This window comes from Allobosea sp. RCC_152_1 (genome assembly GCF_041360765.1).
Classification (GTDB): domain Bacteria; phylum Pseudomonadota; class Alphaproteobacteria; order Rhizobiales; family Beijerinckiaceae; genus Allobosea; species Allobosea spartocytisi.
Genome location: NZ_JBFUPU010000013.1, coordinates 16828 through 41213, shown reverse-complemented (window position 1 = coordinate 41213; position 24386 = coordinate 16828). Strand labels below are relative to the sequence as shown.

The 24386-nt window shown below is 66.3% G+C and carries 23 protein-coding genes; 17 read left to right on the top strand and 6 right to left on the bottom strand.

Translation table 11 applies throughout. The annotated features are described in order from the left end of the window. Positions 1-8: 8 nt before the first annotated feature. Positions 9-2513: a cell cycle histidine kinase CckA gene (gene cckA / locus AB6806_RS27050; protein WP_133563259.1), complete on the top strand. Its 2505-nt coding sequence runs from the start codon at positions 9-11 to the stop codon at positions 2511-2513. 125 nt (positions 2514-2638) lie between these two features. On the opposite strand, the gene AB6806_RS27045 is transcribed toward cckA, so the two are convergent. Both AB6806_RS27045 and motA read right to left on the bottom strand, forming a co-directional pair. Further along, positions 2639-3511 carry a flagellar motor protein MotB gene (locus AB6806_RS27045; protein WP_038358653.1) on the bottom strand — a complete coding sequence of 291 codons (873 nt, stop codon included), beginning with the start codon at positions 3509-3511 and terminating at the stop codon, positions 2639-2641. A gap of 28 nt (positions 3512-3539) precedes the next feature. Further along, positions 3540-4397: a flagellar motor stator protein MotA gene (gene motA, locus AB6806_RS27040; protein WP_112765282.1), complete on the bottom strand. Its 858-nt coding sequence runs from the start codon at positions 4395-4397 to the stop codon at positions 3540-3542. A gap of 413 nt (positions 4398-4810) precedes the next feature. On the opposite strand from motA, the gene recA reads away from it, so the two are divergent. The 3 genes from recA to AB6806_RS27025 all read left to right on the top strand — a co-directional run bounded on the left by recA (position 4811) and on the right by AB6806_RS27025 (position 9439). Then, complete coding sequence (recA, locus tag AB6806_RS27035) at positions 4811-5857, top strand: recombinase RecA (protein ID WP_112765288.1); 1047 nt, start codon at positions 4811-4813, stop codon at positions 5855-5857. Between the two features lie 280 nt (positions 5858-6137). Further along, positions 6138-8780 carry an alanine--tRNA ligase gene (gene alaS / locus AB6806_RS27030; protein WP_142021877.1) on the top strand — a complete coding sequence of 881 codons (2643 nt, stop codon included), beginning with the start codon at positions 6138-6140 and terminating at the stop codon, positions 8778-8780. Further along, the gene (locus AB6806_RS27025) at positions 8780-9439 is read left to right on the top strand and encodes a hypothetical protein (protein WP_370956099.1); all 660 of its coding nucleotides are present in this window, start codon (positions 8780-8782) and stop codon (positions 9437-9439) included. Before alaS ends, AB6806_RS27025 begins: the two co-directional genes overlap by 1 nt. A gap of 109 nt (positions 9440-9548) precedes the next feature. Here AB6806_RS27025 and AB6806_RS27020 read toward each other — a convergent pair whose 3' ends face one another. After that, positions 9549-9680, bottom strand: coding sequence for a hypothetical protein (locus tag AB6806_RS27020; protein ID WP_260368347.1), 132 nt, complete (start codon positions 9678-9680; stop codon positions 9549-9551). Positions 9681-10105: 425 nt separating this feature from the next. Here AB6806_RS27020 and AB6806_RS27015 point away from each other — a divergent pair, with 425 nt between their 5' ends. Then, a complete protein-coding gene (locus tag AB6806_RS27015) occupies positions 10106-11008 on the top strand; it encodes a GNAT family N-acetyltransferase (protein WP_133563251.1) in 903 nt (300 codons plus the stop codon). Between the two features lie 167 nt (positions 11009-11175). Here the strand turns inward: AB6806_RS27015 and AB6806_RS27010 are convergent, their stop codons facing one another. Then, a complete protein-coding gene (locus AB6806_RS27010; protein WP_038358662.1) occupies positions 11176-12390 on the bottom strand; it encodes an NADP-dependent isocitrate dehydrogenase in 1215 nt (404 codons plus the stop codon). A gap of 327 nt (positions 12391-12717) precedes the next feature. Between AB6806_RS27010 and AB6806_RS27005 the strand changes: the two genes are divergently transcribed. The 4 genes from AB6806_RS27005 (at position 12718) to AB6806_RS26990 (ending at position 15501) form a co-directional block, all read left to right on the top strand. Further along, positions 12718-13422 carry a hypothetical protein gene (locus AB6806_RS27005; protein WP_142021875.1) on the top strand — a complete coding sequence of 235 codons (705 nt, stop codon included), beginning with the start codon at positions 12718-12720 and terminating at the stop codon, positions 13420-13422. Positions 13423-13502: 80 nt separating this feature from the next. Next, positions 13503-14240: an SDR family NAD(P)-dependent oxidoreductase gene (locus tag AB6806_RS27000; RefSeq protein WP_038358666.1), complete on the top strand. Its 738-nt coding sequence runs from the start codon at positions 13503-13505 to the stop codon at positions 14238-14240. Between the two features lie 87 nt (positions 14241-14327). Then, positions 14328-14873 carry a 2,4'-dihydroxyacetophenone dioxygenase family protein gene (locus AB6806_RS26995; protein WP_370956098.1) on the top strand — a complete coding sequence of 182 codons (546 nt, stop codon included), beginning with the start codon at positions 14328-14330 and terminating at the stop codon, positions 14871-14873. Positions 14874-14886: 13 nt separating this feature from the next. Further along, positions 14887-15501 (top strand): hypothetical protein, encoded by a 615-nt coding sequence (locus AB6806_RS26990; RefSeq protein ID WP_370956097.1) that lies wholly within the window; start codon positions 14887-14889, stop codon positions 15499-15501. Between the two features lie 9 nt (positions 15502-15510). Here the strand turns inward: AB6806_RS26990 and AB6806_RS26985 are convergent, their stop codons facing one another. Beyond that, positions 15511-15918, bottom strand: coding sequence for a flagellar assembly protein FliX (locus AB6806_RS26985; protein ID WP_370956096.1), 408 nt, complete (start codon positions 15916-15918; stop codon positions 15511-15513). A 310-nt stretch (positions 15919-16228) separates the two neighbouring features. Between AB6806_RS26985 and AB6806_RS26980 the strand changes: the two genes are divergently transcribed. The 8 genes from AB6806_RS26980 (at position 16229) to flaF (ending at position 22744) form a co-directional block, all read left to right on the top strand. Continuing rightward, positions 16229-17332 (top strand): flagellar basal body P-ring protein FlgI, encoded by a 1104-nt coding sequence (locus AB6806_RS26980; RefSeq protein ID WP_038359957.1) that lies wholly within the window; start codon positions 16229-16231, stop codon positions 17330-17332. After that, complete coding sequence (locus AB6806_RS26975) at positions 17332-17673, top strand: rod-binding protein (protein WP_038358668.1); 342 nt, start codon at positions 17332-17334, stop codon at positions 17671-17673. The genes AB6806_RS26980 and AB6806_RS26975 overlap by 1 nt, the downstream gene beginning before the upstream one ends. Before the next feature lies 1 nt (position 17674). Further along, entirely contained in the window at positions 17675-18163 is a 489-nt protein-coding gene (locus tag AB6806_RS26970) for a hypothetical protein (protein ID WP_142021873.1), read from the top strand. Positions 18164-18377: 214 nt separating this feature from the next. Then, positions 18378-18830, top strand: a complete 453-nt coding sequence (locus tag AB6806_RS26965) for a flagellar protein FlaG (RefSeq protein ID WP_142021872.1) — start codon at positions 18378-18380, stop codon at positions 18828-18830. Between the two features lie 259 nt (positions 18831-19089). Beyond that, positions 19090-20409: a flagellin N-terminal helical domain-containing protein gene (locus tag AB6806_RS26960; protein WP_133563245.1), complete on the top strand. Its 1320-nt coding sequence runs from the start codon at positions 19090-19092 to the stop codon at positions 20407-20409. Positions 20410-20609: 200 nt separating this feature from the next. Further along, positions 20610-21944, top strand: a complete 1335-nt coding sequence (locus tag AB6806_RS26955) for a flagellin N-terminal helical domain-containing protein (protein ID WP_112763933.1) — start codon at positions 20610-20612, stop codon at positions 21942-21944. A gap of 52 nt (positions 21945-21996) precedes the next feature. Further along, positions 21997-22389 (top strand): flagellar biosynthesis repressor FlbT, encoded by a 393-nt coding sequence (gene flbT / locus AB6806_RS26950; protein WP_112763934.1) that lies wholly within the window; start codon positions 21997-21999, stop codon positions 22387-22389. After that, positions 22373-22744, top strand: coding sequence for a flagellar biosynthesis regulator FlaF (flaF, locus tag AB6806_RS26945; protein ID WP_142021871.1), 372 nt, complete (start codon positions 22373-22375; stop codon positions 22742-22744). The genes flbT and flaF overlap by 17 nt, the downstream gene beginning before the upstream one ends. Before the next feature lie 120 nt (positions 22745-22864). Here flaF and AB6806_RS26940 read toward each other — a convergent pair whose 3' ends face one another. Then, entirely contained in the window at positions 22865-24382 is a 1518-nt protein-coding gene (locus tag AB6806_RS26940; RefSeq protein ID WP_142021870.1) for a flagellin, read from the bottom strand. Positions 24383-24386: the final 4 nt, after the last annotated feature.

The following is a 24386-nucleotide window of genomic DNA, read 5'->3' as shown; positions in this document are numbered from 1 at the left end:
TGACCGCAATGAGCGGAAGCACGGCCACCAGCGCGATCGATCGCTCCGACAAGCCGGGGCATATCGGCGTCATCCTGCTCGTCGCCGGCCTGCTCGTCGGCGCGGCGATCGCGCTTGGCTTCATCGCCAACGAATGGGCCCAGCCGCTGATCCTCGGCCTGCTCGCCATCCTCTCCGTCGTCGGCGTTTTCGGCCTCTTCGCCTATGCGATCGGCCTGATCCAGTTCTCCGGCCGCGCCGCGCGCAACGACCTCACCAAGACCATCGTCGACGGCGCCGATGACGGCATCGTCGTCACCGAGGGCGAGAACGACATCGTCTATGCCAACGAGGCCTATCTCGGCCTCGCGGGCGCAACCGGCGCCAACGATCTGAAGCCGGTCGGCCGGCTGCTCACCGGCCGCGCCGACGTCTCCGAAGCGATCTACCGGCTCGCCACCGCCGCGCGCGAGAACCGCCGCCTCGTCGAGGAGGTCCGGCTGGAACCCGCGCTCAACGGGCGCGGCGAGGTCGGCTGGTATCGCGTCCGCGTCGCGCCGGTGCGCCGCGAGACCTCGACCGCGACGCTCTGGACCGTCTCCGACGTCACCCCCGAGCGCGAGCGGCAGGAGAACGCCTTCCAGGAGCTCCAGCACGCCATCGACTATCTCGACCATGCGCCCGCCGGTTTCGTCTCGATCGACGCCGACGGCGAGGTCTCCTATCTCAACGCGACGCTGTCGGGCTGGCTCGATTTCGACCTCGCCCGCTTCGGCTCGGGCGGCCTGCATCTCGACGATATCTGCACGCCGGCCGCAGCCGCCCTTGTCCAGGCGATCCGCGGCCAGCCCGGCGATGTCCGGGTCGAAGTGCTCGATCTCGACCTCAAGCGCCGCAACGGCTCTCCCCTGCCGGTGCGCCTGCACCATCAGGTCGCCTTCGGTCAGGACGGACGCGCCGGCCCCTCGCGCACCCTGGTCCTCAACCGCGCCGCCGGCGAGGCCGGTGCCGATAGCCGCAGCGATGCCGAGGTCCGCTTCGCGCGCTTCTTCCACTCGACGCCGATGGCGATCGCCACCGTCGACAAGGCCGGCGCGATTCTGCGCTCCAACGCCGCCTTCGCCCGGCTGGTCCCGGCCGGCGTACAGGTCGTGACGATCCAGGATCTCGCCGCGCCGGGCTCCGGCCTGGACAAGGCGATGATCGAGACGATGGAGGGCGTTTCGGGGGCAAGCCCGCTCGACGTGACGCTCTCGGGCGAGGATGGCCGCTCGGCGAGGCTCTATCTCTCGCCCGTCGCCGCCTCCGAGGACGGCGATGGCGAGCGCGCCATCGTCTACGCGCTGGAGACCACCGCCGAGCGCAAGCTGCGCGACAACATGGACCAGGCCGGCAAGATGCAGGCCGTCGGCCAGCTGGCCGGCGGCATCGCGCACGACTTCAACAACGTGCTGCAGGTCATCATCAACGCCTCCGAGTTCCTGCTCGCCAGCCACCGGCCGACCGACCCGTCCTTCCCGGACATCATGCAGATCAAGCAGAATGCCTACCGCGCCGCGGCGCTGGTGCGGCAGCTGCTCGCGTTCTCGCGCCGCCAGACCCTGCGTCCGCAGGTGCTGGAGCTCGGAGAAGTGCTCTCGGATCTCTCGCTGATGCTGAAGCGGGTCGTCGCCGACAAGGTCACGCTCGACGTCCGCCAGGGCCGCGATCTCTGGCCGGTCAAGGCCGATCTCGGCCAGCTCGAGCAGGTCATCGTCAACCTCGCCGTCAATGCCCGCGACGCCATGCCCGATGGCGGCAAGCTGACTGTGCGCACCCGCAACGTCGCCCGCGAGGATTGCGTGAGCTTCGGCCACGAGGCGCTGCCGATCGACGATTACGTGCTGCTCGAGGTCGAGGACAGCGGCACCGGCATCCCGCAGGAGCATCTCGACAAGATCTTCGAGCCCTTCTTCACCACCAAGGAGGTCGGCAAGGGCACGGGCCTGGGCCTCTCCATGGTCTACGGCATCGTCAAGCAGACGGGAGGCTATGTCTTCGTCGACTCCACCGTCGGCAAGGGCACGGCCTTCCAGATCTTCCTGCCGCGCCATGTCCCGAGCGAGGAGGAGATCGCCGCCGAAGCCGCCGCCAAGGAGGCACCGAAGAAGCTCGCCGCCGACCACACCGGCGCCGGCGTCATCCTGCTGGTCGAGGACGAGGACGCGGTGCGTGCGCTCAACGCCCGCATGCTGGTCTCGCGCGGCTATACCGTCCACGAGGCCGCCTCGGGCGTCGAGGCGCTCGACATCTTCCTGCAGAAGGACGGCAACATCGACCTCGTCGTTTCCGATGTCGTGATGCCGGAAATGGACGGCCCGACCCTGCTCGGCGAATTGCGCCAGCGCAATCCAAACACCAAGGTCGTCTTCGTCTCCGGCTATGCCGAGGAAGCCTTCCGCAAGAACCTGCCCGAGGGCGAGAGCTTCCACTTCCTGCCCAAGCCCTTCACCATGAAGCAGCTCGTCGAGACGGTGAAGGCGGCGATGGGCTGATCGGGCCCAACGGCGGGGCGGGCCAATCCTGCTTCATCCAGCGGATTTTATGCTCCGATCAGACGGCGTGGTTCGTCTTAAACCCACAATTGGCACCGAGCATCGTTTCGATGGTGCCTAGCCCGTCAGGGACGGGCGCCCGGGGGCAGCGGTGGCTCCGCATTGAGCAGCGTGATCGTCACCCGTCGGTTCGGCGGGATGTAGGGATTCTCGACGAAAAGCGGCTCGGTGTCGGCGCGTCCCACCACGGACGTGAAGCGGTTGCTGGGAAGCCCGGCACCCGACAGGATCTCACGCACGGCGAGCGCGCGCCCGGCGGTGAGGCTCCAGGAATCGACGGCCGGCACCGCGCCCGGGCTCGCGGCGGCCGTGTGGCCGGCGACAGACAGTTGGTTGGGCATCCGGCGCAGGGTGGGCGCGAGCGCCTCCAGCACGAGACGGGTGTGCTGGTAGGGCTGGACCGAGCCCTCGGGGAACATGGCGCGGCCGTTCTCGTCCACGAGGGAAACGTTCAACCCCTCCTTGGTCGGCTCGATCACGATGTTGCGTGACAGCTCGGCAATTTCGGGCATGCTCTGGATCGCCTGCCGGAGGCTGGCGATGGCGCTGTAATTGGCCTGCACGCCGGCGGACGGGCGGTTCGCCTCGCGATCGCTGGCGTGGCCCGAATTGGTCGGACGCGCTTTGTCGTCCTGCCCGGTCGTGCCCCTCGCGGCGTCGCGGGGCACCGACGACCTGTTGCCGGCCTTGTCCAGGGCACTGCCCATCAGGACGCTGCCAGCGCCACTGGTTGAAAGACTCGCAGCCGCTGGCGCGAAGTATTCCGCCAGGCCGATCTTCTGCTCCTGCGTCGTCATGCTGATCAGCCACATCAACAGGAAGAACGCCATCATGGCGGTCACGAAGTCCGCATAAGCGATCTTCCAGGCGCCGCCATGGTGCGCATGAGCGGCCTTCTTGACCTTCTTGATGATGATCGGCTGGACGGGCTTGGTCATCGAGTGCCTGCTGGAGATTGTGTCAGATCTAGGCGGGCAGGCCGGCGGTTGCCGCTTCCACTTCGCTGAAGGTCGGACGGACGTCGCTCATCAGAGCCTTGCGGGCGAATTCGACCGCCATCACCGGCGGCTGGCCGGCGATATGGGCGAGCAGACCCGCCTTGAGCGAAAGGTAGTATTTGGCTTCCGCCTCATAGATGCCCTTGAGCGACTGCGCCATGGGCCCGAAGAAGCCGTAGGCGACGAAGACGCCGAAGAAGGTGCCGACGAGCGCGCCGCCGATCAGATGTCCCAGCACCTCCGGCGGCTCGGTGATCGCCCCCATCGTCTTGATCACGCCGAGCACGGCGGCGACGATGCCGAGCGCCGGAGTTCCGTCGGCAAGCGACTGCATGGCCGCAACGACACGCTCCTGCTCCTGATGGTGCGTCTCCAGCTCCTCGTCCATGAGAGCGTCCATCTCGTGGACGTTGTTGGCGCCCATCGTCAACATGCGCATGTAGTCGCAGACGAACTCGACCGCATGATGGTTCGCCGCAAAAGTCGGGAAGGCGTTGAACAGCGTCGATTCGCTCGGATTTTCAATGTGCTGCTCGACCGCGAGCATGCCCTTCTGCTTCACGAGCTTGTACAATGAATACTGCATCCCCAGCAGTTCGACGTAGCATTCCTGCTTGTACTTGGCGCCCTTCATGAGCGAGCCGAGCATGGCGGGCACGGCCTTGAGCACCGGCGCGGGGTTGCCGATGACGAAGGCACCGATCGCTGCACCGAGGATGATGACAAACTCGAAGGGCTGCCAGAGGACCTCGAGGTGGCCGCCCATCGCCGCGTAGCTACCGAAGACGCAGACGAAGACGATGATTGTGCCGACGATCAGCCGCATGGTTTGCCACCCTCGCGCCGCAGCAGGTACAGCCCGCGCGAAGCCACTCACTGGTCCGAGGAAATGCCCGATCAAGGTTAAGGGCGAGTTTATGGCCAGTGGCCCGCAGGCTTGTAAGCGTCGTCCTCCGGCCACGGCTTCGAGGCTTGGGCGGCAGGAGCGAGAAGCGACCGGATCCGGGCGATCTCCCAATGTCCGGTTGCCGCGCGGATCGCCCATTTGTCCCCTTGGTCAGAGCGGGCTCATGACATCTCCTGTCACCATACCCGCAACGGGAACAAAAAAAGAACTTGCCGACAGGAACAAAGCGTGACCATTCTCCTGTCAAGACGCATTGAGATGTCTCTGCAGCCCTGCCATAAGGAGCCCGAACCGTGAATCAGGCAAATCTCAAGCTCGTGGAAGGCTCCTCGATGGACAAGGCCAAGGCGCTCGATGCGGCGCTCTCCCAGATCGAACGCGCCTTCGGCAAGGGCTCGATCATGCGGCTCGGCAAGAACTCGCCTTCGATCGAGATCGAGACGATCTCCACGGGTTCGCTTGGGCTCGACATCGCGCTCGGCGTCGGCGGCTTGCCCAGGGGGCGCGTCATCGAGATCTACGGGCCGGAATCCTCGGGCAAGACCACGCTGGCGCTGCATACCATCGCCGAAGCCCAGAAGAAGGGCGGCGTCTGCGCCTTCGTCGATGCCGAGCATGCGCTCGACCCGGTCTATGCCCGCAAGCTCGGCGTCAATCTCGACGACCTGCTGATCTCCCAGCCCGACACCGGCGAGCAGGCGCTCGAGATCACCGATACCCTCGTGCGCTCCGGTGCCATCGACGTGCTCGTGGTCGACTCGGTCGCCGCGCTCACACCCCGCGCCGAGATCGAGGGCGAGATGGGCGATGTCCAGCCCGGCCTGCAGGCCCGCCTGATGAGCCAGGCGCTGCGCAAGCTCACCGCCTCGATCTCGCGCTCGAACTGCATGGTGATCTTCATCAATCAGATCCGCATGAAGATCGGCGTGATGTACGGTAGCCCGGAGACCACCACCGGCGGCAACGCGCTCAAATTCTATGCCTCGGTACGCCTCGACATCCGCCGCGTCTCGACGCTGAAGGAGCGCGACGAGGCGACCGGCAATCAGGTCCGCGTCAAGGTCGTCAAGAACAAGGTCGCGCCGCCCTTCAAGCAGGTCGAGTTCGACATCATGTTCGGCGAGGGCATCTCGAAGGTCGGCGAACTGATCGACCTCGGCGTCAAGGCCGGCATGGTCGAGAAGTCGGGCGCCTGGTTCTCCTTCGACAGCCAGCGCCTCGGCCAGGGCCGCGAGAACGCCAAGACCTTCCTGAAGGGAAATCCGGACATGGCCGCCAAGATCGAGGCCACGATCCGCCAGAATTCCGGGCTGGTCGCCGAGCGCATCCTCGATCAGGCGGACCCGACCGCGGACGATCTCGACGAAGGCGAAGCCTGAGACAACCAATGCCGTCATGCTCGGGCTTGACCCGAGCCGCTCAGGCCGAATGAGGCGACCTATCCTGAGAGAGCTTCTCGAGTCTGGGCTTCGCTCCGCCCGAGAATGACGTTCCATCAAGCGGGCGGCCTTCGGGCCGCCCGTTTTCGTTTGCCGATAAGACCTTGCGCGCGGTGCGCTGCAACGAGCTTTCTGGACAGGCGCGAGCGGCCTGACTAGAACCGGTCGTTCCCGCCGGGCGCCAGCCCGGCCCTGCCCGTGTTGAAAAGCGCAAGAACCGATGAGCGGCGTCAACGATATCCGGTCGACCTTCCTCGACTACTTCAAGTCTCAGGGCCACGAGGTCGTGCCGTCGAGCCCGCTCGTGCCGCGCAACGACCCGACGCTGATGTTCGCCAATTCGGGCATGGTGCAGTTCAAGAACGTCTTCACCGGCCAGGAGAAGCGTCCTTATTCCCGCGCCACCACGGCGCAGAAATGCGTGCGTGCCGGCGGCAAGCACAACGACCTCGACAATGTCGGCTACACCGCCCGCCACCACACCTTCTTCGAGATGCTGGGGAACTTCTCCTTCGGCGACTATTTCAAGGAACAGGCGATCACCCACGCCTGGACGCTGGTCACGCGCGAGTTCGAGCTGCCCAAGGACAAGCTCCTCGTCACCGTCTATTCCGAGGACGACGAGGCGCATGCCCTCTGGAAGAAGATCGCCGGCCTGACCGACGACAAGATCATCCGCATCCCGACGTCCGCCAATTTCTGGCGCATGGGCGACACCGGCCCCTGCGGCCCCTGCTCCGAGATCTTCTACGACCATGGCGACCATATCTGGGGCGGCCCGCCCGGCTCGCCCGAGGAGGATGGCGATCGCTTCATCGAGATCTGGAACCTCGTCTTCATGCAATACGAGGAGGCCGCGGGCGGCATCAGGACCGACCTGCCCCGCCCCTCGATCGACACCGGCATGGGGCTGGAGCGCGTCGCGGCCGTGCTCCAGGGCACGCATGACAACTACAATATCGACCTGTTCCGGGCCCTGATCGGCGCCATCGCCGACCTGACCTCGGTCCCCGCCGACGGGCCGATGAAGGCGAGCCACCGCGTCATCGCCGACCATCTGCGCTGCTCTGCCTTCCTGATCGCCGACGGCGTGCTGCCCTCCAATGAGGGCCGCGGCTATGTGCTGCGCCGGATCATGCGCCGCGGCATGCGGCACGCGCAGCTCCTCGGCGCCAAGGAGCCGCTGCTGCACAGGATCGTACCGGTGCTGACCCGCGAGATGGGCCGGGCCTATCCCGAGCTCGTCCGCGCCGAGGCGCTGATCACCGAGACGCTGAAGCTGGAGGAAACCCGTTTCCGCACCACGCTGGCGCGCGGCCTCTCGCTGCTCGACGACGCCTCCAGGGACCTGACCGCCGGCCAGAGCCTCAAGGGCGACGTCGCGTTCACGCTCTACGACACCTACGGCTTCCCGCTCGACCTGACGCAGGACGCGCTGCGCGCTCGCGAGATCACGGTCGATGTCGAGGGCTTCGACGCCGCCATGCAGCAGCAGAAGGCCAAGGCGCGCGCCGCCTGGTCCGGCTCCGGCGAGGCCGCGACCGAGACGCTCTGGTACCCGCTGCGCGACAGGCTCGGCGCGACCGAGTTCCTCGGCTACGACACCGAGATTGCCGAGGGCGTGGTCACCGCGCTGATCCGCGACAATACCGAGGTCCAGTCCCTCAAGGCCGGCGAGAGCGGCTTCATGCTGGTCAACCAGACGCCGTTCTACGGCGAGTCCGGCGGCCAGGTCGGCGATGCCGGCGTGGTCAAGGCGCCGGGCACGGTCGTCGAGATCTCCGACGTCCAGAAGAAGCTCGGCGACGTCTTCGCCCATAGCGTCACGGTCAAGGAAGGCGAATTGAAGCTCGGCGCTGCCGTCGAGCTGATCGTCGATCATGAGCGCCGCACCGCGATCCGCGCCAACCATTCGGCGACGCATCTGCTGCACGAGGCGCTTCGCCTCGTCCTCGGCGACCATGTCGCGCAGAAGGGCTCGCTGGTCTCGCCCGACCGGCTGCGCTTCGACTTCTCGCATCCCAAGCCCATCAGCGCCGAGGAATTGCGCGAGGTCGAGGAGATCGCCAATGCGATCGTGCTGAAGAACGAACCGGTCACGACCCGGCTGATGAGCGTCGACGAGGCGATCGAATCGGGCGCGCGCGCCCTCTTCGGCGAGAAATACGGCGACGAGGTCCGCGTCGTCGCGATGGGCACAAACCCGGCCGGCAAGGCCTATTCGGTCGAGCTCTGCGGCGGCACCCATGCGGCGCGCACCGGCGACATCGGCCTCGTCAGCATTGTCGGCGAAGGCGCGGTGGCGGCGGGTGTCCGCCGTCTCGAAGCCATGACCGGCAATGGCGCACGCCTGCGCCTCAACGAGGAATCGCGCCTGCTCGATGGGCTCGCGAGCCTGCTCAAGGTCCCGGCCTCGGAGGCCGGAAACCGTCTGGCCGCGCTGATCGAGGAGCGCCGCAAGCTCGACCGTGAATTGACCGAGGCCCGCAAGAAGCTCGCCATGGGCGGCGGCGGCGCAGCCGAAGAACCGATCCAGGAAATCGCCGGCGCCAAGCTCCTGGCGCGGGCCGTCACCGGCATTGAGATGAAGGACCTCAAGAGCCTCGCAGACGAGGCCAAGGCGCGCGTCGGCTCCGGCGTCGTCGCCATCGTCGGCGTCGCCGATGACGGGAAGGCCGGCGTCGTCGTCGGCGTCACGCCCGACCTGACCGAGCGCTTCGATGCGGTCGCGCTGGTGCGCGCGGCCTCCGAGCAACTCGGCGGCAAGGGCGGCGGCGGCCGCCGCGACATGGCCCAGGCCGGCGGACCGGACGGCAGCAAGGCGCAGGAAGCGCTCGACGCCGTCGCGGCCGCGATGGGCTGATGCAGCCCCGGAAGAGCGGTGCCGCCATAGGCGCCCTCTCCCGCCGTGTCGTGCTGATCACGGCCGGCCTTTGGCCGGCCGTCGCATCAGCCCAGAAGCAGCAGAAGCCGGCCCCGCGTCCGCCGCAGCCCGCGATCTCGGCGGCGCGCAGCATCATGGCCGGCGCCCCGCTCAGCGTCTTCCTGAGCAACGCGCCGCAGGGCGCACGCCTCGCCATCGCCCGCCCGGACGATCCGGCCGAGAAGGCGATCGTCGTCCTTCAGCCGAAGACCACCGTTCCCTCCCTGCAGACGCCCGGAGCCGTCGGCGCTTACGAATTGCGGCTGACCGTCGAGAAGGACGGCGCGCCCCAAATCCTGCTGCGCCAGCCGTTTGTCACGACCGAGCCGAGCGCGACCCTGGCCGCCCCCGAGCGCGTCGGCCATAGCCAGGCGCTGCCGGTGCGCGGCATCGGCCCGAACGGCGAGCAGGATCGCGTCGTGCTGGTGCAGCCCGGCGCCCCGGCCGAGGCCGATGGGCCGCGCTTCTTCCCGGCCGAGAATGTCGAGGCGACATTGGAGGCGCCGGAGCAGCCGGGCGTCTATGAATTGCGCTATGTGATGAACGCGCCGGTCAGCGGCCCCGTCATTCTAGCCCGCCGTCCCGTCAAGGTGGAATGAATCCCGTCTGAGACCACCCTGATGCGGTGGTTTGCGGCTCGTGCGGATCGTTCCGGGAACGCAAAGCGGCCCGGTCCCCGTTCCGCAAAGGCTCACATTCTACGGGGTCTCAATACTGGCGTGTGACCTCGCGGAGCGCCATCAGCATCATCCAGACGAGGCCGGCTACGGTGATCCCGGCCGACAGATTTGTCAGCAGTCCGGCGACGACGCCCATGGCAAGTGCAAAGCCTGTGTTCATGCCTTGCTTGCTAGAACTGGTCTGTGCAGCTTTTTGGGTGCCGAGCCGGCATTTCCAAGGCCATTTCGTTTCCGAATCTTGCCGCGGACTCACCGCTCGCGAGGGCGCAAACGAAAAAGCCCATGCTGGCCGAAGCCTGGTCGCCGGCGATCCGCCGCTTCATGGCCTCCTGCTCAGGCCTTCCGGACAGGAGAGCACGTCCGACGAAAGGCTCGCTCCCTTTCGCAAAATCAGGACGCACCGGCTTCCGCGTCCCACCCTTTGCGGACCAATCGCGGCGATCCCATAGGACGCTGGAGCGAGTCCACAGCGGATCTCGCCATGAATTTTCCCAACCGGACGGCAACGCGACGCGATATTGTTGGCTCTGTTAGCCGGACACGGGATGCCAAGACCTGTTTGAATAGCTCTGACGGAGTTGTCCGATGTCACTCGTCTACAGGCCCGCCCGAGCGCAGGATTTGGCGACGGCAGACGCCCTCGTTGTTGCCAGCATCAACGATCTGACCACGCGCCATGGCTTCGGTCTGATGGCGACCCCGAGCGCGCCCAATTTTCAGCTGTTCTCCCTCAGGGACGACCCTGACGGCCTATGGATCGCGGAGGATGGCGATGACATCCTCGGTTTTGTCTGGAGTTGGGTGTGCGGGAATGTGTGGTTTCTTGCCCAGCTATTCGTCGATCCCGCCCAACAGGGTCGTGGCATCGGGAATGAACTATTGAAACGCAGCTTGGAACATGCCCGGAAATCGGACGTGGCTCACAAGGCCCTGATCACTTTCACCTTTAACAGGGTCTCGCAGGGCCTCTACATCCGGCATGGGCTTTTTCCAAAGATGCCGATCTATTTGTTCCGCGCGGCGCGAGAGCGGGTGATGGAGGGATTGCGGGAGCCTCCATTCGATAGCATCCCGATCGACGACAATGCCGCGACGATGGAAAAACTGGCTGAAATCGACTCCCGCGCGATCGGCTTCACGCGAGAGAAGCATCACCGCTACCTGCTCAATGACCCGGCTGCCACAGGGGTCTTGCTCTGCTCCGGCAGCGATTGTGTCGGCTACTGCTATGTCAGTTCCAGCGGGCATATCGGACCTCTCGCGGTCAGGGAGGCCGACGCTCTCGGTGACGCCTTTGCGTCCGCATTGAAGATGGCGGCCAATCGATCCTGCGAGAACATATCGGCGTTCCTGCCCGGGACATGCGAAAGCGCCCTGAGCCTCGCAGTCAGTCGTGGCATGCGCATCACCTTCCCGATGCTGCTGATGGCATCGCACGGTTATGGAACTTGGACGCGATACCTGCCGCGCAATCCGGGCTTCATGTGATCATCGGTATCGGCTTTCGGTGAAAAGGCGCCCCGATCCTGTTCACGATGAGCGCCCGCTCCCCACCGGGAAGCCTCAGGGCAACCTCGCGCTTCGCCTTCCCGTGCAGAAAAAAAGCCCGGCCTCTCGGCCGGGCTCTGCATGGCTTGCTGCGATAGGGCCCGAGATCAGGCGGCCATCGCCTTCTTCATGTTCTCGCTGACCTTCTCGAGGAAGCCGGTCGTCGAGAGGAACTTCTGGTCGGGGCCGACCAGCAGGGCGAGGTCCTTGGTCATGTCGCCGGACTCGACCGTATCGACCGTGACCTTCTCGAGCAGCGCAGCGAACTTCGCGAGCTCGGCATTGTTGTCGAGCTTGGCGCGATGGGCGAGGCCACGCGTCCAGGCGAAGATCGAGGCGATCGAGTTGGTCGAGGTCTCCCTGCCCTTCTGGTGCTCGCGGTAGTGGCGGGTCACCGTGCCGTGGGCGGCCTCGGCCTCGACGGTCTTGCCGTCCGGCGTCATCAGCACCGAGGTCATCAGGCCCAGCGAACCGAAGCCCTGCGCCACGGTGTCGGACTGCACGTCGCCGTCATAGTTCTTGCAGGCCCAGACGTAGCCACCCGACCACTTCATCGCCGACGCCACCATGTCGTCGATCAGACGGTGCTCATAGGTGATGCCGAGCTTGTCGAATTCGGCCTTGAACTCCTTCTCGTAGATCTCCTGGAAGATGTCCTTGAAGCGGCCGTCATAGGTCTTGAGGATGGTGTTCTTGGTCGAGAGATAGACCGGGTACTTGCGCATCAGGCCGTAATTCAGCGAGGCCCGCGCGAAGTCGCGGATCGAGTCGTCGAGGTTGTACATCGCCATGGCGACGCCGGCGTCGGGGGCCTTGAAGACCTCCTTCTCGATCACCTGGCCGTCCTCGCCGACGAACTTGATCGAGAGCGTGCCCTTGCCCGGGAACTTGAAGTCGGTCGCGCGGTACTGGTCGCCATAGGCATGGCGGCCGATGACGATCGGCTGAGTCCAGCCCGGCACGAGGCGCGGCACGTTCTTGCAGATGATCGGCTCGCGGAAGATCACGCCGCCGAGGATGTTGCGGATCGTGCCGTTCGGCGACTTCCACATCTGCTTCAGGTTGAACTCCTTCACGCGGGCTTCGTCCGGCGTGATGGTCGCGCACTTCACGGCAACGCCGTGCTTCTTGGTGGCGTTGGCGGCGTCGATCGTAACCTGATCGTCGGTCGCGTCGCGGTTCTCGACCGAGAGGTCGTAATATTCGAGTTCGAGATCGAGATAGGGGAAGATCAGCGTGTCCTTGATCTTCTGCCAGATGATCCGGGTCATCTCGTCGCCGTCCATGTCGACGACCGGGTTGGCGACCTTGATCTTGCTCATGCGATGACCCCTGTGCTCTCCAGATAGAACGTCCGAAACCGTGGCTTTCGGCCAAGGTCTCCGGCTGGTCGCTTCCTAGCGGGTTCGGGGCGGCGGGGGAAGCGCAGCTTTCGGGCAATGTCTCGCCCGGCGGTTTATGCTGCACCGCCGCAAAATCGGCAATTTCGCCGCCTAGCCTGTCCTGCCGCTCGTCATAGCGACAGGACGAACGACGTGTCTCGTATCATCATGATGTGGAGCGCCGCACCGGCATCGGCGGCGCTTTTCCTCGCAGGAATGCTGTCTTGCAGCCCGGTTTGGGCGCAGGACGCAAGCGCGGACGCCGCCGTGCAACTCCCGATCCCACGTGGAGCCCTGCTCGACCCCGACGCCAATGGGATGGACGCGGCCGCGCCCGTCGTCGCGGATTCCGATGCCGTCGTCTTCAATCCGGCCCTGGCCGCGATCGGCCGCGCCGACACTGCGTCCGGCGCCCATCTGCGCGCCCGCGCCCCCATCCCGGTCGACATCATCCGCAAGGGCTTCGCCGCGCGCGAGACCATGACGGGCGCGGATCAGGACCGTTCCGTCGGCTTCAAGCTCGGCCGGGATGCCTTCTCGCTCTCGACCAGCCTGAACGCGCCGGCCGGGCCCGGCACCTCGCGCGACGCCCGCCTGGACTGGCGCTGGGCACGGCCCGCATCCACCGATCCCGGCGTGATCTGGGGCGTCTCGACCGGTGGCGGCGGCGCGGTCGGCGGCAATCCCGAGCAGACCGGCGATGCCACGATCGGCTATCGGCAACAGCTCTTCCCGCATCTGATGCTGACGACCCAGCTCGGCATGGCCGGCAATTATGTCTTCGCGGCGGGCGACGGCTTTCATTCCGCGCTGACGCCGGAGGTCAAGCTCTCGGTCGATCTCGCCAAGGCGGCGGACCTGCCTTGGCAGGCCTCCTTCGACCTCGCGCTAGCCCGCAAGCTGCCGCTGGTCGCCAGCGACTATGAGACGCGCGGCACCGCGCTGCTTTCGCTGAAATACAGGTGGCAATGAGGTGAGGCAGGCCGCAGGCTCATGGCGGCTTGCGGCGCGCGCGCTTCCCCGGCGCCGGCCGGCACTCTAGCCTCCGGCGCATGACACAGCCGACTTCGTCCAAATTCGCTCTCGTCACCGGCGGCACGCGCGGCATCGGCGCCGGCGCCGCCCTCGCCTTGGCCAAGGCCGGCTACGAGGTTCTCGCCACCGGGCTGACCGTGGAAGAGGTCGCGGTGCCGCCCGCCCACCCGGCCATCCGCCACGCCAGGCTCGACGTCACCCGCGACGATGAGGTCGCCGCCATCGTCGCGACCTGCCCACGGATCGACGCGCTGGTGAACTGCGCCGGCATGATCCAGCGCGGCGGCAAGGAATTCGAGATCGACGCCTTCCGCTTGACCATCGAGGTCAACCTCACCGGCACGATGCGGATGAGCCTGGCGGCAAAGGAGAAGCTCGCGGCGAAGGGGCCTGACAAGCCCGGCGGCGCCATCGTCAACACCGCCTCGATGCTGACCTTCCATGGCTCGCCCTTCGCGCCGGGCTATGCAGCCTCGAAGGGCGGCGTCGGCCAGCTCACCAAGTCGCTCGCCGCCGCCTGGGCGCCCGAAGGCATCCGGGTCAACGCCGTGGCACCGGGCTGGATCGAGACCGAACTGACCCGGCCGCTGGTCGAGGACGAGGCCCGCTCGGCCCCGATCCTCGCCCGCACGCCGATGGGCCGCTGGGGCAAGCCGGGCGATGTCGGCGGCGCCATCGCGTTTCTCGTCTCGGACGAGGCGCAGTTCATCACCGGCGCGATCCTGCCCGTCGACGGCGGCTATCTGACGCTCTAGAAACCCAGATATTTCAACCGCTTGCGCGCCGATATTGAATCAGTTCGAGCGGCATTTGAATCAAGAACTCAACACGGGAGACACGCCATGACCTCGACGAGTCCCATGCCCGTCACGGCCACGCAGGAGGAGCGCTGGACGCCCTATCGCCATCCCCAGCCGAAGGAATCGCCGCCGGAGCTGATCGTGCCGAACGTCATCCCGACGGATGAGCGTGTCTGGGTGCCGGTCGACGACAATGTCTGGTTCCGTCCCCTGCTGCTGTGCACCTCGCGCGGCTACTGGATGAACCTGCTCAAGGTCCGCCGCGCCGGCGTGCTCTCGCGCCATCGCCACCCGCTGCCGGTGCATGGCTATGTGCTGAAGGGCCAATGGCGCTACCTGGAGCATGACTGGGTCGCGACCGAGGGCTCCTATGTCTACGAGGCGCCGGGCGAGACGCATACGCTGGTGGTCGATCCCGATGTCGAGGAGATGATCACCATGTTCCAGGTCAACGGCGCGATGATCTATGTCGATCCGGACGGCAAATGCCTGGGCTATGACGACGTCTTCACGCGCATCGACAAATGCCGGGCGCATTATGCGCAGAACGGCCTCGGCGCGGAGTATGTCGACCAGTTCATTCGCTGAGTTGGGAGGGCAGATGGTTCGCGCCACGAGACGGCAAGCCATCCAAGCTGCGACCGTCGCCTTGTCGGCGGTCCTGGCCGTGCCCGCTGGCGCTCAGGCCATCGACCGGATCGGCGTGCCAGGCCCCCTCTCCTTCGCCGGAACGCCCTATGCGCTGGCCTGGAGCGCACAGCCGACACCGGCCTATTACAAGCAGGAATATCTGCCTGCCGGCCAGACGGTCGAGCGCTATGGGCGGATGCTTCTCGTCGAACTGCTCGAAGGAGGCGGCGTCGCGAGCGTGGCCTCCGCACAGATACGGACGATCAACGCCCGCAAGGGCAAGGATCCGCTCGCCAACCTCGCCATTATGGAGAACAAGCAGAGCGGCGAGATCATCGTCGATTTCCTGATCGGCGGCCGTGACGCGCAAGGCGGCGAAATCGCCGAATGGAACGCCTATCGCTATGCTTCCTTCAAAGGTGCGAACGGCCGCTCCGGCGTCCTGCTTTTCGCGATCAGCCATCGCGCCTACGGGAACGAGGCGATCGGTGCATTTCTTGGCCGTCTGAAGACTTTCCGTTCCGACGAGATCAAGCGCCTGGCGGCGCAGACGCTTCCCAGCCCCTCCCTGGGCACGAAGCGGTAACGCGCCCCCTCAGCGCCCGAGCTTCGCCAGCTCCACCGCCGCGCGCAATTCGATATGGGCGAGCACCTCGTCGAGGCGCGGGTCGTCGGTCGTCTCGCGCCTGAGCGTCAGCGCGTTCCTGATGCGCTCCAGCTCCGAAGGCAGGACGCGCCCCGCGAGCAGCGCGGCCTTCAGCCGGTCGAGCCCGTCGAGCAGGTCATGGCCGCGCCGGGCCTGGCGGCGCTTGCGCTCCTGCTGGTCTTCATCGGCCTGCACCGCCAGCAGCATGTCGAGCGGACCGGCCGCGGCGACGCCGGCGCTGCGGGCCGGCGCCTCGCTGTCGGATGTCGGAAGCGTGAAGGACGCGCCGCCCGTGCGCCTCGCGGAACCGGCCGAGCCGGCGTTGGAGACGGGCGCGCGCTGGTCGATCCTGATCATGGCGGCCTCGCTGGAGCATCGAACCGGAATGGGGAAGCTGGTTCCCGGTGATCGGATGCGTGAACTCAACAGTTAACGAAAGCTTGCCCCGGCACGGTTAACAGCCGGTAAATCACCCGGCAGAAACTGCCGCCCCGGCAGGAACGGCCGCCCGGTCTCCCCGGCGCCAGACTGCATCGAAACTCCAAACGACTGACAAACAAGGCTTTTCGATTTTTCGCGATCTGGCACGGCGCTCGCAAGGCAAAGCCGAGATTCGTTCACGAGCATCGGAAGCCGCATGTTTCGCCTGCCTGTCCTGAGATCGCTGATGCGGCCGCTGGTCGGCCTGCTCGCGCTCGGCCTCAGCCTGCCGGCGCAGCCCGCCTTCGCGCTTTCCCGCATCAAGGACCTCGCCTCGGTCGAGGGCGTCCGCACCAACCAGCTGCTCGGCTACGGCATCGTCGTCGGCCTCAACGGCACCGGCGACACGCTCAACAACACGCCCTTCACCAAGCAGTCGCTGCAGGCGATGCTGGAGCGGCTCGGCGTCAACACCCGCGGCGCCAACATGCGCACCGCCAACGTCGCCGCCGTGATGGTGACAGCCAATCTGCCGCCCTTCGCCACCCAGGGCACCCGCGTCGACGTCACCGTCTCCGCCATGGGCGATTCCAAGTCGCTTCAGGGCGGCACGCTGCTGGTGACGCCACTTCTCGGCGCGGATGGCGAGGTCTACGCCGTCTCGCAGGGGCCGGTCGCGATCTCCGGCTTCTCGGCCGAGGGCGAGGCCAGCAAGATCACCCGCGGCGTCCCCACCGTCGGGCGCATCGCCAATGGCGGCGTGGTCGAGCGCGAGATCGACTTCGCGCTGAACAAGCTCCAGACGCTGCGCCTCTCGCTGCGCAATCCGGACCTGACCACGGCGCGCCGCGTCGCCGCCGCGATCAACGATTTCATCGGCGGCGATTCCGCCGAGCCGACCGACCCCTCGACCGTCGCCCTGCAGATCCCGCCCCGCTTCAAGGGCAACATGATCAAGCTGCTCACCGACATCGAGCAGCTGCGCGTCGAGCCCGACCAGGGCGCCCGCGTCGTCATCGACGAGCGCTCCGGCATCATCGTTATGGGCAAGGACGTGCGCGTCTCCACCGTCGCGGTGGCGCAGGGCAACCTCACCGTCACGATCAGCGAGCAGCCCCAGGTCTCGCAGCCCGAGCCCTTCTCGCGCGGACAGACGGTCGTGACGCCGCGCACCAGCGTCAAGGTCGACACCGAAGGCGGCAACAAGCTCGCCCTCGTCAAGGAAAGCGTGACGCTGGCCGAGCTCGTCGACGGGCTCAATGCGCTGGGCATCGGCCCGCGCGACCTGATTTCCATCCTCCAGGCCATCAAGTCGGCGGGCGCGCTGCAGGCCGAAATCGAGGTGATGTGATGACTGCCGCTCTCGCCCTCCCCGCCGCCAATCTGGCGCTCGGCGTCGCCGGCAAGGTCGTCGACGGCATTGCCAACGCGCTGGACCCGGCCAAGGCCAAGGCCAAGAAGCAGGCCGATGATTTCGAGACGATGTTCCTCGAGCAGATGACCCAGCACATGTTCACCAACATGGGCGCGGAGGGTCCGCTCGGCGAGAACGGCACGGGCGGCGACGTCTGGCGCTCGCAGCTCACCCAGCAATACGCCAAGCAGATCCAGAAATCCGGCGGCATCGGCGTCTCCGACCAGATCATGCGCGAGATGCTGAGCCTCCAGGCCCAGGCCTCGAAGGGAGCCTGACATGTCGGTGGCTGAACGCATTCTCGACGAGCGGCCGCGCGTCTCGGGCGCCAGCGACGCCCGGGCGCTGATCGAGAACGTGCTCGATGCGCTGTCCGCCCTCGCCCATCTCGTCGGCGAGGAGACCGAGCTCGTGCGCGTCGGCCGCCTGCCCGAGGCGATGACACGCGAGCCGCGCAAGGCCGAGCTCGCCGGCACCTATATGCGCGGCGTCGAGCAGGTGAAGCTCAACGCCGTGGCGCTGGCCCGCTTCGCGCCCGATCAGGTGAAGCGGCTGAAGGAAGCGCATCACGCCTTCCAGAATCTCATCGAGACCAACCAGCTGGTCCTGGCGACGGCCCGCGCCGTCTCGGAATCGGTGATCCGCGATCTCGCCGCCGACGCCAACAAGCCGATGCGCGCCAATGGCTACGGACCGGCCGCCACGGTCGGCGCTGGCGTCTTCGCGCGCCCCAATTCCGGTCCGCTGGTGGTATCGCGGCGGCTCTAGGGCCGGATGGGCCGGTCACGCCGTTCCAGGCGGCGACCAAGGGAACGGCGGCGGCGGGCCGCTGCCACGGCAACCGTCAATATTTACCTAATTTCCTAACGCCGGATTCAATCATTTCCGGCATTATCGTCAGGATCGGATTGGTGCATCCAGTCCGCGACGACGACGCCTGGCGGCACGACGGTGCCGTTGAAAGCTCCAGAAGGAGTGCGACATGGACTTTGGCAATGCCCCGAGGGTGGCTGCTCCAGCCGGCGCACCTGTCGTCGCACGCGCCGACGTCATCGCCCGGCCCGGCAGCGTCGCCGTCGAGCTCCCTCCCGAGAAGACCGTCCAGTCCGCCCCGGCCGGCGACGCCGTCCATGTCGATGTCGGCGCGCAGCAGCGTGACGCCCGCAGCCGCGCAGCCGGCGAGCAGCGCGCCTTCGCCAACGCGCAGAACGGACGCCTCGCCGACAAGACGATCGACGAGGGCGTCGAGCGCAAGCTCATCATCGATCCGAAGACCCGTGCTGTCGTGCTGCAGAAGAAGGATCGCGAGACCGGCGAGACGATCTCGCAGCTCCCGGACGAGACCTTGCTGAAGCTCCGCGCCTATTCCCGCGAACTCGGCGAGCGGGCACGCGAGGCCGAAGAGGCCCGCCACCGGATCGAGCGGACGGCCTGACGGCTCCGCCCTTCCGTTCCAACCATCATCGGCATGACGCCCGCGCCCCGCGCGGGCTTTTTTACGTCGGCACATGATCGCCAGGTCGGGAGATCGACGGCGGTTAGCGCATGCTTAACCATCGCCCGACGAGCCCCGCCTTGCATTCAATTCGCGGCGGGAAATTTACCGATTGTTACGGGCTGCCGCCTCAAGGTCGCCTCGTCCTGGCCAGAACGGTCCGGGCGCCAGAAGGCATCATACCAGAAGGTAAAAACAGATGGCCGTTTCTCTCAACCCGGGCGTGCGCAACGCTCTCTCGTCGCTGCAGTCGATCACCGCCCAGGCCCAGGCTTCCCAGTACAGGCTGGCGACGGGCAAGAAGGTCAACACCGCAGTCGACAACCCGGTCAACTACTTCACCGCTGCTTCGCTGAACGACCGCTCCAGCCAGCTCACGGGCTTGCTCGACGGCATGTCGAACGGCATCCAGACCATCCAGGCCGCCTCCAAGGGCATCGACGGCATCACCAAGCTGGTGAACTCCCTGCAGTCGACCATCAAGCAGGCTCAGTCGGACGCGGCCCAGAACCGCCCGACCAAGGCCGGCGGGGCTCTTGCCACCGCGGCGGAGCAGGTCGCGACCTCGAAGAGCCTGAAGGACATCGCGCTCGACAAGAAGATCGCCGGCGCCGATGCCACCGCTGACGCTGCCACCGCCACCTCCTCGGGTGACCTCGGCATCGACACGAGCGCTTCGCCCCAGGCCGCGATCTCGATCACCTCCGGCAGCACGACCTATACGGCGAGCTTTGCCAACGCCAACGCGACGGTTCGCGATGTCGTCAACGAGATCAACAAGTCGGGCATTGCCACGGCTTTCGTCGACGAAAAGGGCCAGCTCAACGTCAAGGGCAACGGCTCGGACGACGTCCAGTTCGGCTTCGGCGTCGGCGCCGATGCGGCCGCAGCCGCGACCGCGGCCGGCACCGGCACGAACAACACCGCGATCGGCTTCCTGGCAGCTGACGCGACCGCCGCCGGCGCGATCAAGGGCCAGAGCATCACCTCCTCGGTGCGCTCGAACCTGATCGACCAGTATAATGACCTGCGCGACAAGATCGACGATCTCGCCAAGGATTCGAGCTTCAACGGCATCAACCTGCTGAAGGGCGACCGTCTCTCGATCCAGTTCAACGAAAAGACCGGCAAGAACCAGACCAAGCTCGACATCCAGGGTTCGGACGTCACCTCCGACAACCTCGGTATCGTCAAGGCTGGCAACACCCAGCTCGCCGGCCAGGTCAACTTCCAGAACGACGCCGACCTCGAAGCCGCGACCAAGTCCCTCACCGGTGCCTTGACCTCGCTGAAGTCGTTGTCGTCGACGTTCGGCGCCAACCTCTCGGTTGCACAGGCCCGTCAGGACTTCACCAAGGACCTGTCGGATGTGCTGAGCACTGGCGCCTCCAACCTGGTCAATGTCGACCAGAACGCGGAAGCCGCCAACCTGCTCGCGCTGCAGACCCGTCAGCAGCTCTCGCAGACGGCGCTGTCGCTCTCGAACCAGGCCGACCAGGGCGTCCTGCGCCTGTTCTGATCTTCGGTCCGCAGAAGCGGATCAGCCCGCAGAACGCGGGGCGAAATCAAAGGGCGGCGGAGCTTCGGCTCCGCCGCTTTTTCGTTGCGGCCCAGTAACCGGATCGGGCCGTGATTAACCTTTTGTTATCCCTAACGAGTGATGATTGCCCCTGAAATCAGGTTGCATCGCGCCGCAGTCGCGCGTTCAGGGGACCGAAGATGGCCAACACGATCCTTTCCAGCGGAGTGCGCAACAACCTGTTGACGCTGCAGCAGACCACGGCCCAGCAGAGCGTCATCCAGAACCGCCTCGCCACCGGCAAGAAGGTCAACTCCGCGATCGACAACCCGGTGAACTACTTCACTGCCCTGTCGCTGAACGATCGTTCGAGCCAGCTCACCGGCCTTCTCGACGGCATCTCGAACGGCATCCAGACCATCCAGGCCGCGTCCAAGGGCATCGACGGCATCACCAAGCTGGTCCAGTCCCTGCAATCGACGGTCAAGCAGGCCCAGGCCGACGCAGCCCAGAACCGCCCGACCAAGGCTGGAACGGCGCTGGCGACCGCGGCGGAAACCGCCGTGACCAGCAAGAGCCTGAAGGACATCGCGCTCGACAAGCACGTCATCGATATCGCCGGAGGCACCGCGGGCGCCGCCGATGCCGCGACCGCGACCAGCTCCGGCGATCTCGGCATCGCCAACACCGACACCAATCTGGCGATCTCGATCACCAGCGGCAGCAATACCTATACGGCCTCTTTCAGCTCGGCCAACGCCACGGTCCGCGACGTCGTCAACGAGATCAACAAGTCGGGCATCGCGACCGCCTTCGTCGACGAGAAGGGCCAGCTCAACGTCAAGGGCAACGGCTCGGACGACGTCCAGTTCGGCATCGGTTCCGGAACCTCGGCCGCCGCGGCCGTCACCGCCGCCGGAACCGGCAGCGCCAACACCGCCTTCGGCTATCTCGCTGCCGATGCCACCGCAGCCGGCGCGATCAAGGGCCAGAACATCACCTCCTCGGTGCGTTCGAACCTGATCGACCAGTACAACGACCTGCGCAACAAGATCGACGATCTCGCCAAGGATTCGAGCTTCAACGGCGTCAACCTGCTCGCCGGCGACCGGCTCTCAATCCAGTTCAACGAGAAGACCGGCAAGAACCAGACCAAGCTCGACATCCAGGGCTCGACGCTGACCGCCGACAATCTCGGCATCAGCCAGGCCATCAACACCCAGCTCGCGGGCTTCGTCAACTTCCAGAACGATGCCGACCTCGACAAGGCGACCGCCGCTCTCACCGGCGCGCTGACCTCGCTGAAGTCGCTCTCCTCGACCCTGGGCTCCAACCTCTCGGTCGCCCAGACCCGGCAGGACTTCACCAAGGAACTGGCCAACGTCCTGACCACCGGCGCGGGCAACCTCGTGCTGGCCGACCCGAACGAGGAAGGCGCGAGCCTCCTGGCGCTCAATACCCGCCAGCAGCTCTCGCAGACCGCGCTGTCGCTGGCGAACCAGGCCGACCAGGGCGTGCTGCGCCTGTTCGGCTGACGCCTTCGGGTTCGCTTCGCCCCTCTCCCCTCGGCCAGAAGGCAGGACAGACATGGCTCTCAAGGTCGAGCTCAAGCCGCGCGAACGGATCATCATCGGTCAGGTGGTGATCCGCAACGACGAGCAGCGCACGCGCTTCTTCATCGAGGGCGACGCCCCGATCCTGCGCGAAAAGGACATTCTCACCGCCGCGACCGCGGACAGCCCGGCGAAGAAGATCTATTTCGCCATCCAGCTGATGTATCTCGCCCAGGATCCGACGCACGAGCACGAAACCTATTTCCAGCTCGTGCGCGATTTCGTCCAGGCGGCGCCCAGCGCTCTGCCGTATGTTCATGAGATCAATAACCGCATCTTAAGCGACGACCTCTACAAAGCCCTCAAGGCCGCCAAGAAACTGATCGCCTACGAAGCGGAACTGATCGAGCATGCAAAACGGGTTTAACGCCTACGCCGCCGCTGCCAAGACGGCCCAATCCGTCGTTTCACCCCGCGAACTCGAAGCCTCCCTGCTGATCAAGGCCGCAACCCGGCTGCAGGCCGTCGCCGACGACTGGCAGGCCCGCGAGCACGACCTCGACGAGGCGCTGACCTATAACCGCCGGCTCTGGACCCTGCTCGTCTCGGCGGTGATCGCCGAGGACAACCCGCTGCCGGTCGGCATCAAGACCAACATCCTCGGCCTGGCGAATTTCATCTTCAACCAGACCTTCAAGATCGCAGCCGACCCGCAGCCGCAGGGCCTCGGCATTCTCGTCAACATCAACCGCGACATCGCCGCAGGACTGCGCGGGCGCTGAGAGCACCTGTCTCCACGGCCACGACCGGCCTCAGAACTGACGAAACCGCCGCTTCCGGACCCGGAAGCGGCGGTTTCGTCTTGTCGCGCGACGAGGGCCCAGCGCAGGACCAGACGCGGCTCAGAGATAATTCGTCAAGGTCAGCTTCGAGAGCATCGAGGTCACCTGATAGCTCGCCTGGAGCTGCGTCTGCAGGGCGAGGATCTGCGTCGCCACCTCCTCGGTGGTGACGTTCTGGACCCCGGACAAGGTCGTGGTCAGGTAGTCCTTGGTGCTCTGATGGCGATCCTTGGCACGGTCGAGCGCCGTCTGGGCCGAGCCGAGCTCGGTGATGATCTCGGCCGGCTTCTGCGTCGTGCCGCCGAAGCCGAGCTTGTCGCTGACCCGCGCCGCCATCGCCTCGTAGCGCGACTGCGAATTGGGATCATCGGCCGGGAAGGTCTCGGCCGCCATGATCGCGAACTGGGCAAGCCCCACCTGGAACGTCTGCTCGTTCGCGCGGGCGCCGGTGCCGACGATCTGCCCCTGGTCGACCTGCACGGTCGAGGTGCCGCGCGCCGGATCGGAGCCGTCGTCGCCGCGATACCAGATCACGGTGGTCGCGGCCGCGCCTGCATTGGTCGGCGGCGCCGTCGCCGTGTCGAAGGGCGGGCCCGGCACGCGCTTGGGCGGGTTGCTCGGGCTGCCGGCGAAGAAGTCCTGAGCGGCGACCTGGGACGAGGCGGCCGAGAGCGTGGTCTTGGCCTCCTGCCCCAGCGCGGCCGAGATCGCCGTCCTGAGATTGGCGGCCGTGGCATTGGTATCGGCGCCGATCTCGAAGCTGTTCGTGTCCGAGCCCTGCGAGCCGGTCGCGCGCGCTGTCAGCTTGATCGTGGTGGTCGTGCCGTCCGGCAGGTTGAGGCCGATGGTCACGGTCTCGCCGGCCGCCGGCTGAGCGGCGACATTGATCGAGAGATCGGCGGGCGGGCCGGCGTTCAGCGCCGTCGTGATCCCGGCCGAGCTCGTCGCCGCGCTCGCCAGCTTGAACCCGTAGGGGTGGACCGTCGCCTCCTCGGAGATCGTCGCGGTCGTCCCGGCGCCTCCCGCGGTCAGCCGGCCGAGGCCGGAGCCCAGATCGGCCTGGCGCCGCTCGTCGATAAGCTGCTTCAGCCCGGCCTTGCCGGCACCGTCGCCATTCATGATCTCGTCGAAGCCCGCCACCGGCTCGACATCCGACGTCTTGCCCGAAAACAGGTAGCGGCCGTTGACGTTGGTGTTGAGCAGGTCGAGCGTCTGCTTGAACTTTTCCTGCGCGAGCACCTGCGGCGCGGTCTGGCCGGTCGAGCTCGCCAGATAGGTGTTCGAGCGCATGTCGTTGCGGCTCTCGCTCGTCATCGTCGCGAAGTTGCTGACCGCGTTCGACATCAGCTTCAGATTGGTATTGGAGAGCTGGATGCCGTCCAGCCAGGAATCCAGCGTGGTGATCTTGGCGTTGAGGTCCAGGCTGACGGTGCGGTCGGCGCCGAGCCCGCCATAGCTGGTGCTGCGCTCCTTGGTCGCGAGCTGGCGCTGCAGATCGTCGAACTGCGCGCGCTGCGAGACGAAGTCCGTGGTCCTGGCAGCGCGATAGGCGCCGGTGCCGTAGGCGTTGATGGTCATGGCA

Bases quoted from the DNA above. Each gene is read 5' to 3' on its own strand.
- cckA (WP_133563259.1), top strand. From the start codon at position 9: ATGAGCGGAAGCACGGCCACCAGCGCGATCGATCGCTCCGACAAGCCG.
- AB6806_RS27045 (WP_038358653.1), bottom strand. From the start codon at position 3,511: ATGACCAAGCCCGTCCAGCCGATCATCATCAAGAAGGTCAAGAAGGCC.
- motA (WP_112765282.1), bottom strand. From the start codon at position 4,397: ATGCGGCTGATCGTCGGCACAATCATCGTCTTCGTCTGCGTCTTCGGT.
- recA (WP_112765288.1), top strand. From the start codon at position 4,811: ATGGACAAGGCCAAGGCGCTCGATGCGGCGCTCTCCCAGATCGAACGC.
- alaS (WP_142021877.1), top strand. From the start codon at position 6,138: ATGAGCGGCGTCAACGATATCCGGTCGACCTTCCTCGACTACTTCAAG.
- AB6806_RS27025 (WP_370956099.1), top strand. From the start codon at position 8,780: ATGCAGCCCCGGAAGAGCGGTGCCGCCATAGGCGCCCTCTCCCGCCGT.
- AB6806_RS27020 (WP_260368347.1), bottom strand. From the start codon at position 9,680: ATGAACACAGGCTTTGCACTTGCCATGGGCGTCGTCGCCGGACTGCTG.
- AB6806_RS27015 (WP_133563251.1), top strand. From the start codon at position 10,106: ATGTCACTCGTCTACAGGCCCGCCCGAGCGCAGGATTTGGCGACGGCA.
- AB6806_RS27010 (WP_038358662.1), bottom strand. From the start codon at position 12,390: ATGAGCAAGATCAAGGTCGCCAACCCGGTCGTCGACATGGACGGCGAC.
- AB6806_RS27000 (WP_038358666.1), top strand. From the start codon at position 13,503: ATGACACAGCCGACTTCGTCCAAATTCGCTCTCGTCACCGGCGGCACG.
- AB6806_RS26995 (WP_370956098.1), top strand. From the start codon at position 14,328: ATGACCTCGACGAGTCCCATGCCCGTCACGGCCACGCAGGAGGAGCGC.
- AB6806_RS26990 (WP_370956097.1), top strand. From the start codon at position 14,887: ATGGTTCGCGCCACGAGACGGCAAGCCATCCAAGCTGCGACCGTCGCC.
- AB6806_RS26985 (WP_370956096.1), bottom strand. From the start codon at position 15,918: ATGATCAGGATCGACCAGCGCGCGCCCGTCTCCAACGCCGGCTCGGCC.
- AB6806_RS26980 (WP_038359957.1), top strand. From the start codon at position 16,229: ATGCGGCCGCTGGTCGGCCTGCTCGCGCTCGGCCTCAGCCTGCCGGCG.
- AB6806_RS26975 (WP_038358668.1), top strand. From the start codon at position 17,332: ATGACTGCCGCTCTCGCCCTCCCCGCCGCCAATCTGGCGCTCGGCGTC.
- AB6806_RS26970 (WP_142021873.1), top strand. From the start codon at position 17,675: ATGTCGGTGGCTGAACGCATTCTCGACGAGCGGCCGCGCGTCTCGGGC.
- AB6806_RS26965 (WP_142021872.1), top strand. From the start codon at position 18,378: ATGGACTTTGGCAATGCCCCGAGGGTGGCTGCTCCAGCCGGCGCACCT.
- AB6806_RS26960 (WP_133563245.1), top strand. From the start codon at position 19,090: ATGGCCGTTTCTCTCAACCCGGGCGTGCGCAACGCTCTCTCGTCGCTG.
- AB6806_RS26955 (WP_112763933.1), top strand. From the start codon at position 20,610: ATGGCCAACACGATCCTTTCCAGCGGAGTGCGCAACAACCTGTTGACG.
- flbT (WP_112763934.1), top strand. From the start codon at position 21,997: ATGGCTCTCAAGGTCGAGCTCAAGCCGCGCGAACGGATCATCATCGGT.
- flaF (WP_142021871.1), top strand. From the start codon at position 22,373: ATGCAAAACGGGTTTAACGCCTACGCCGCCGCTGCCAAGACGGCCCAA.
- AB6806_RS26940 (WP_142021870.1), bottom strand. From the start codon at position 24,382: ATGACCATCAACGCCTACGGCACCGGCGCCTATCGCGCTGCCAGGACC.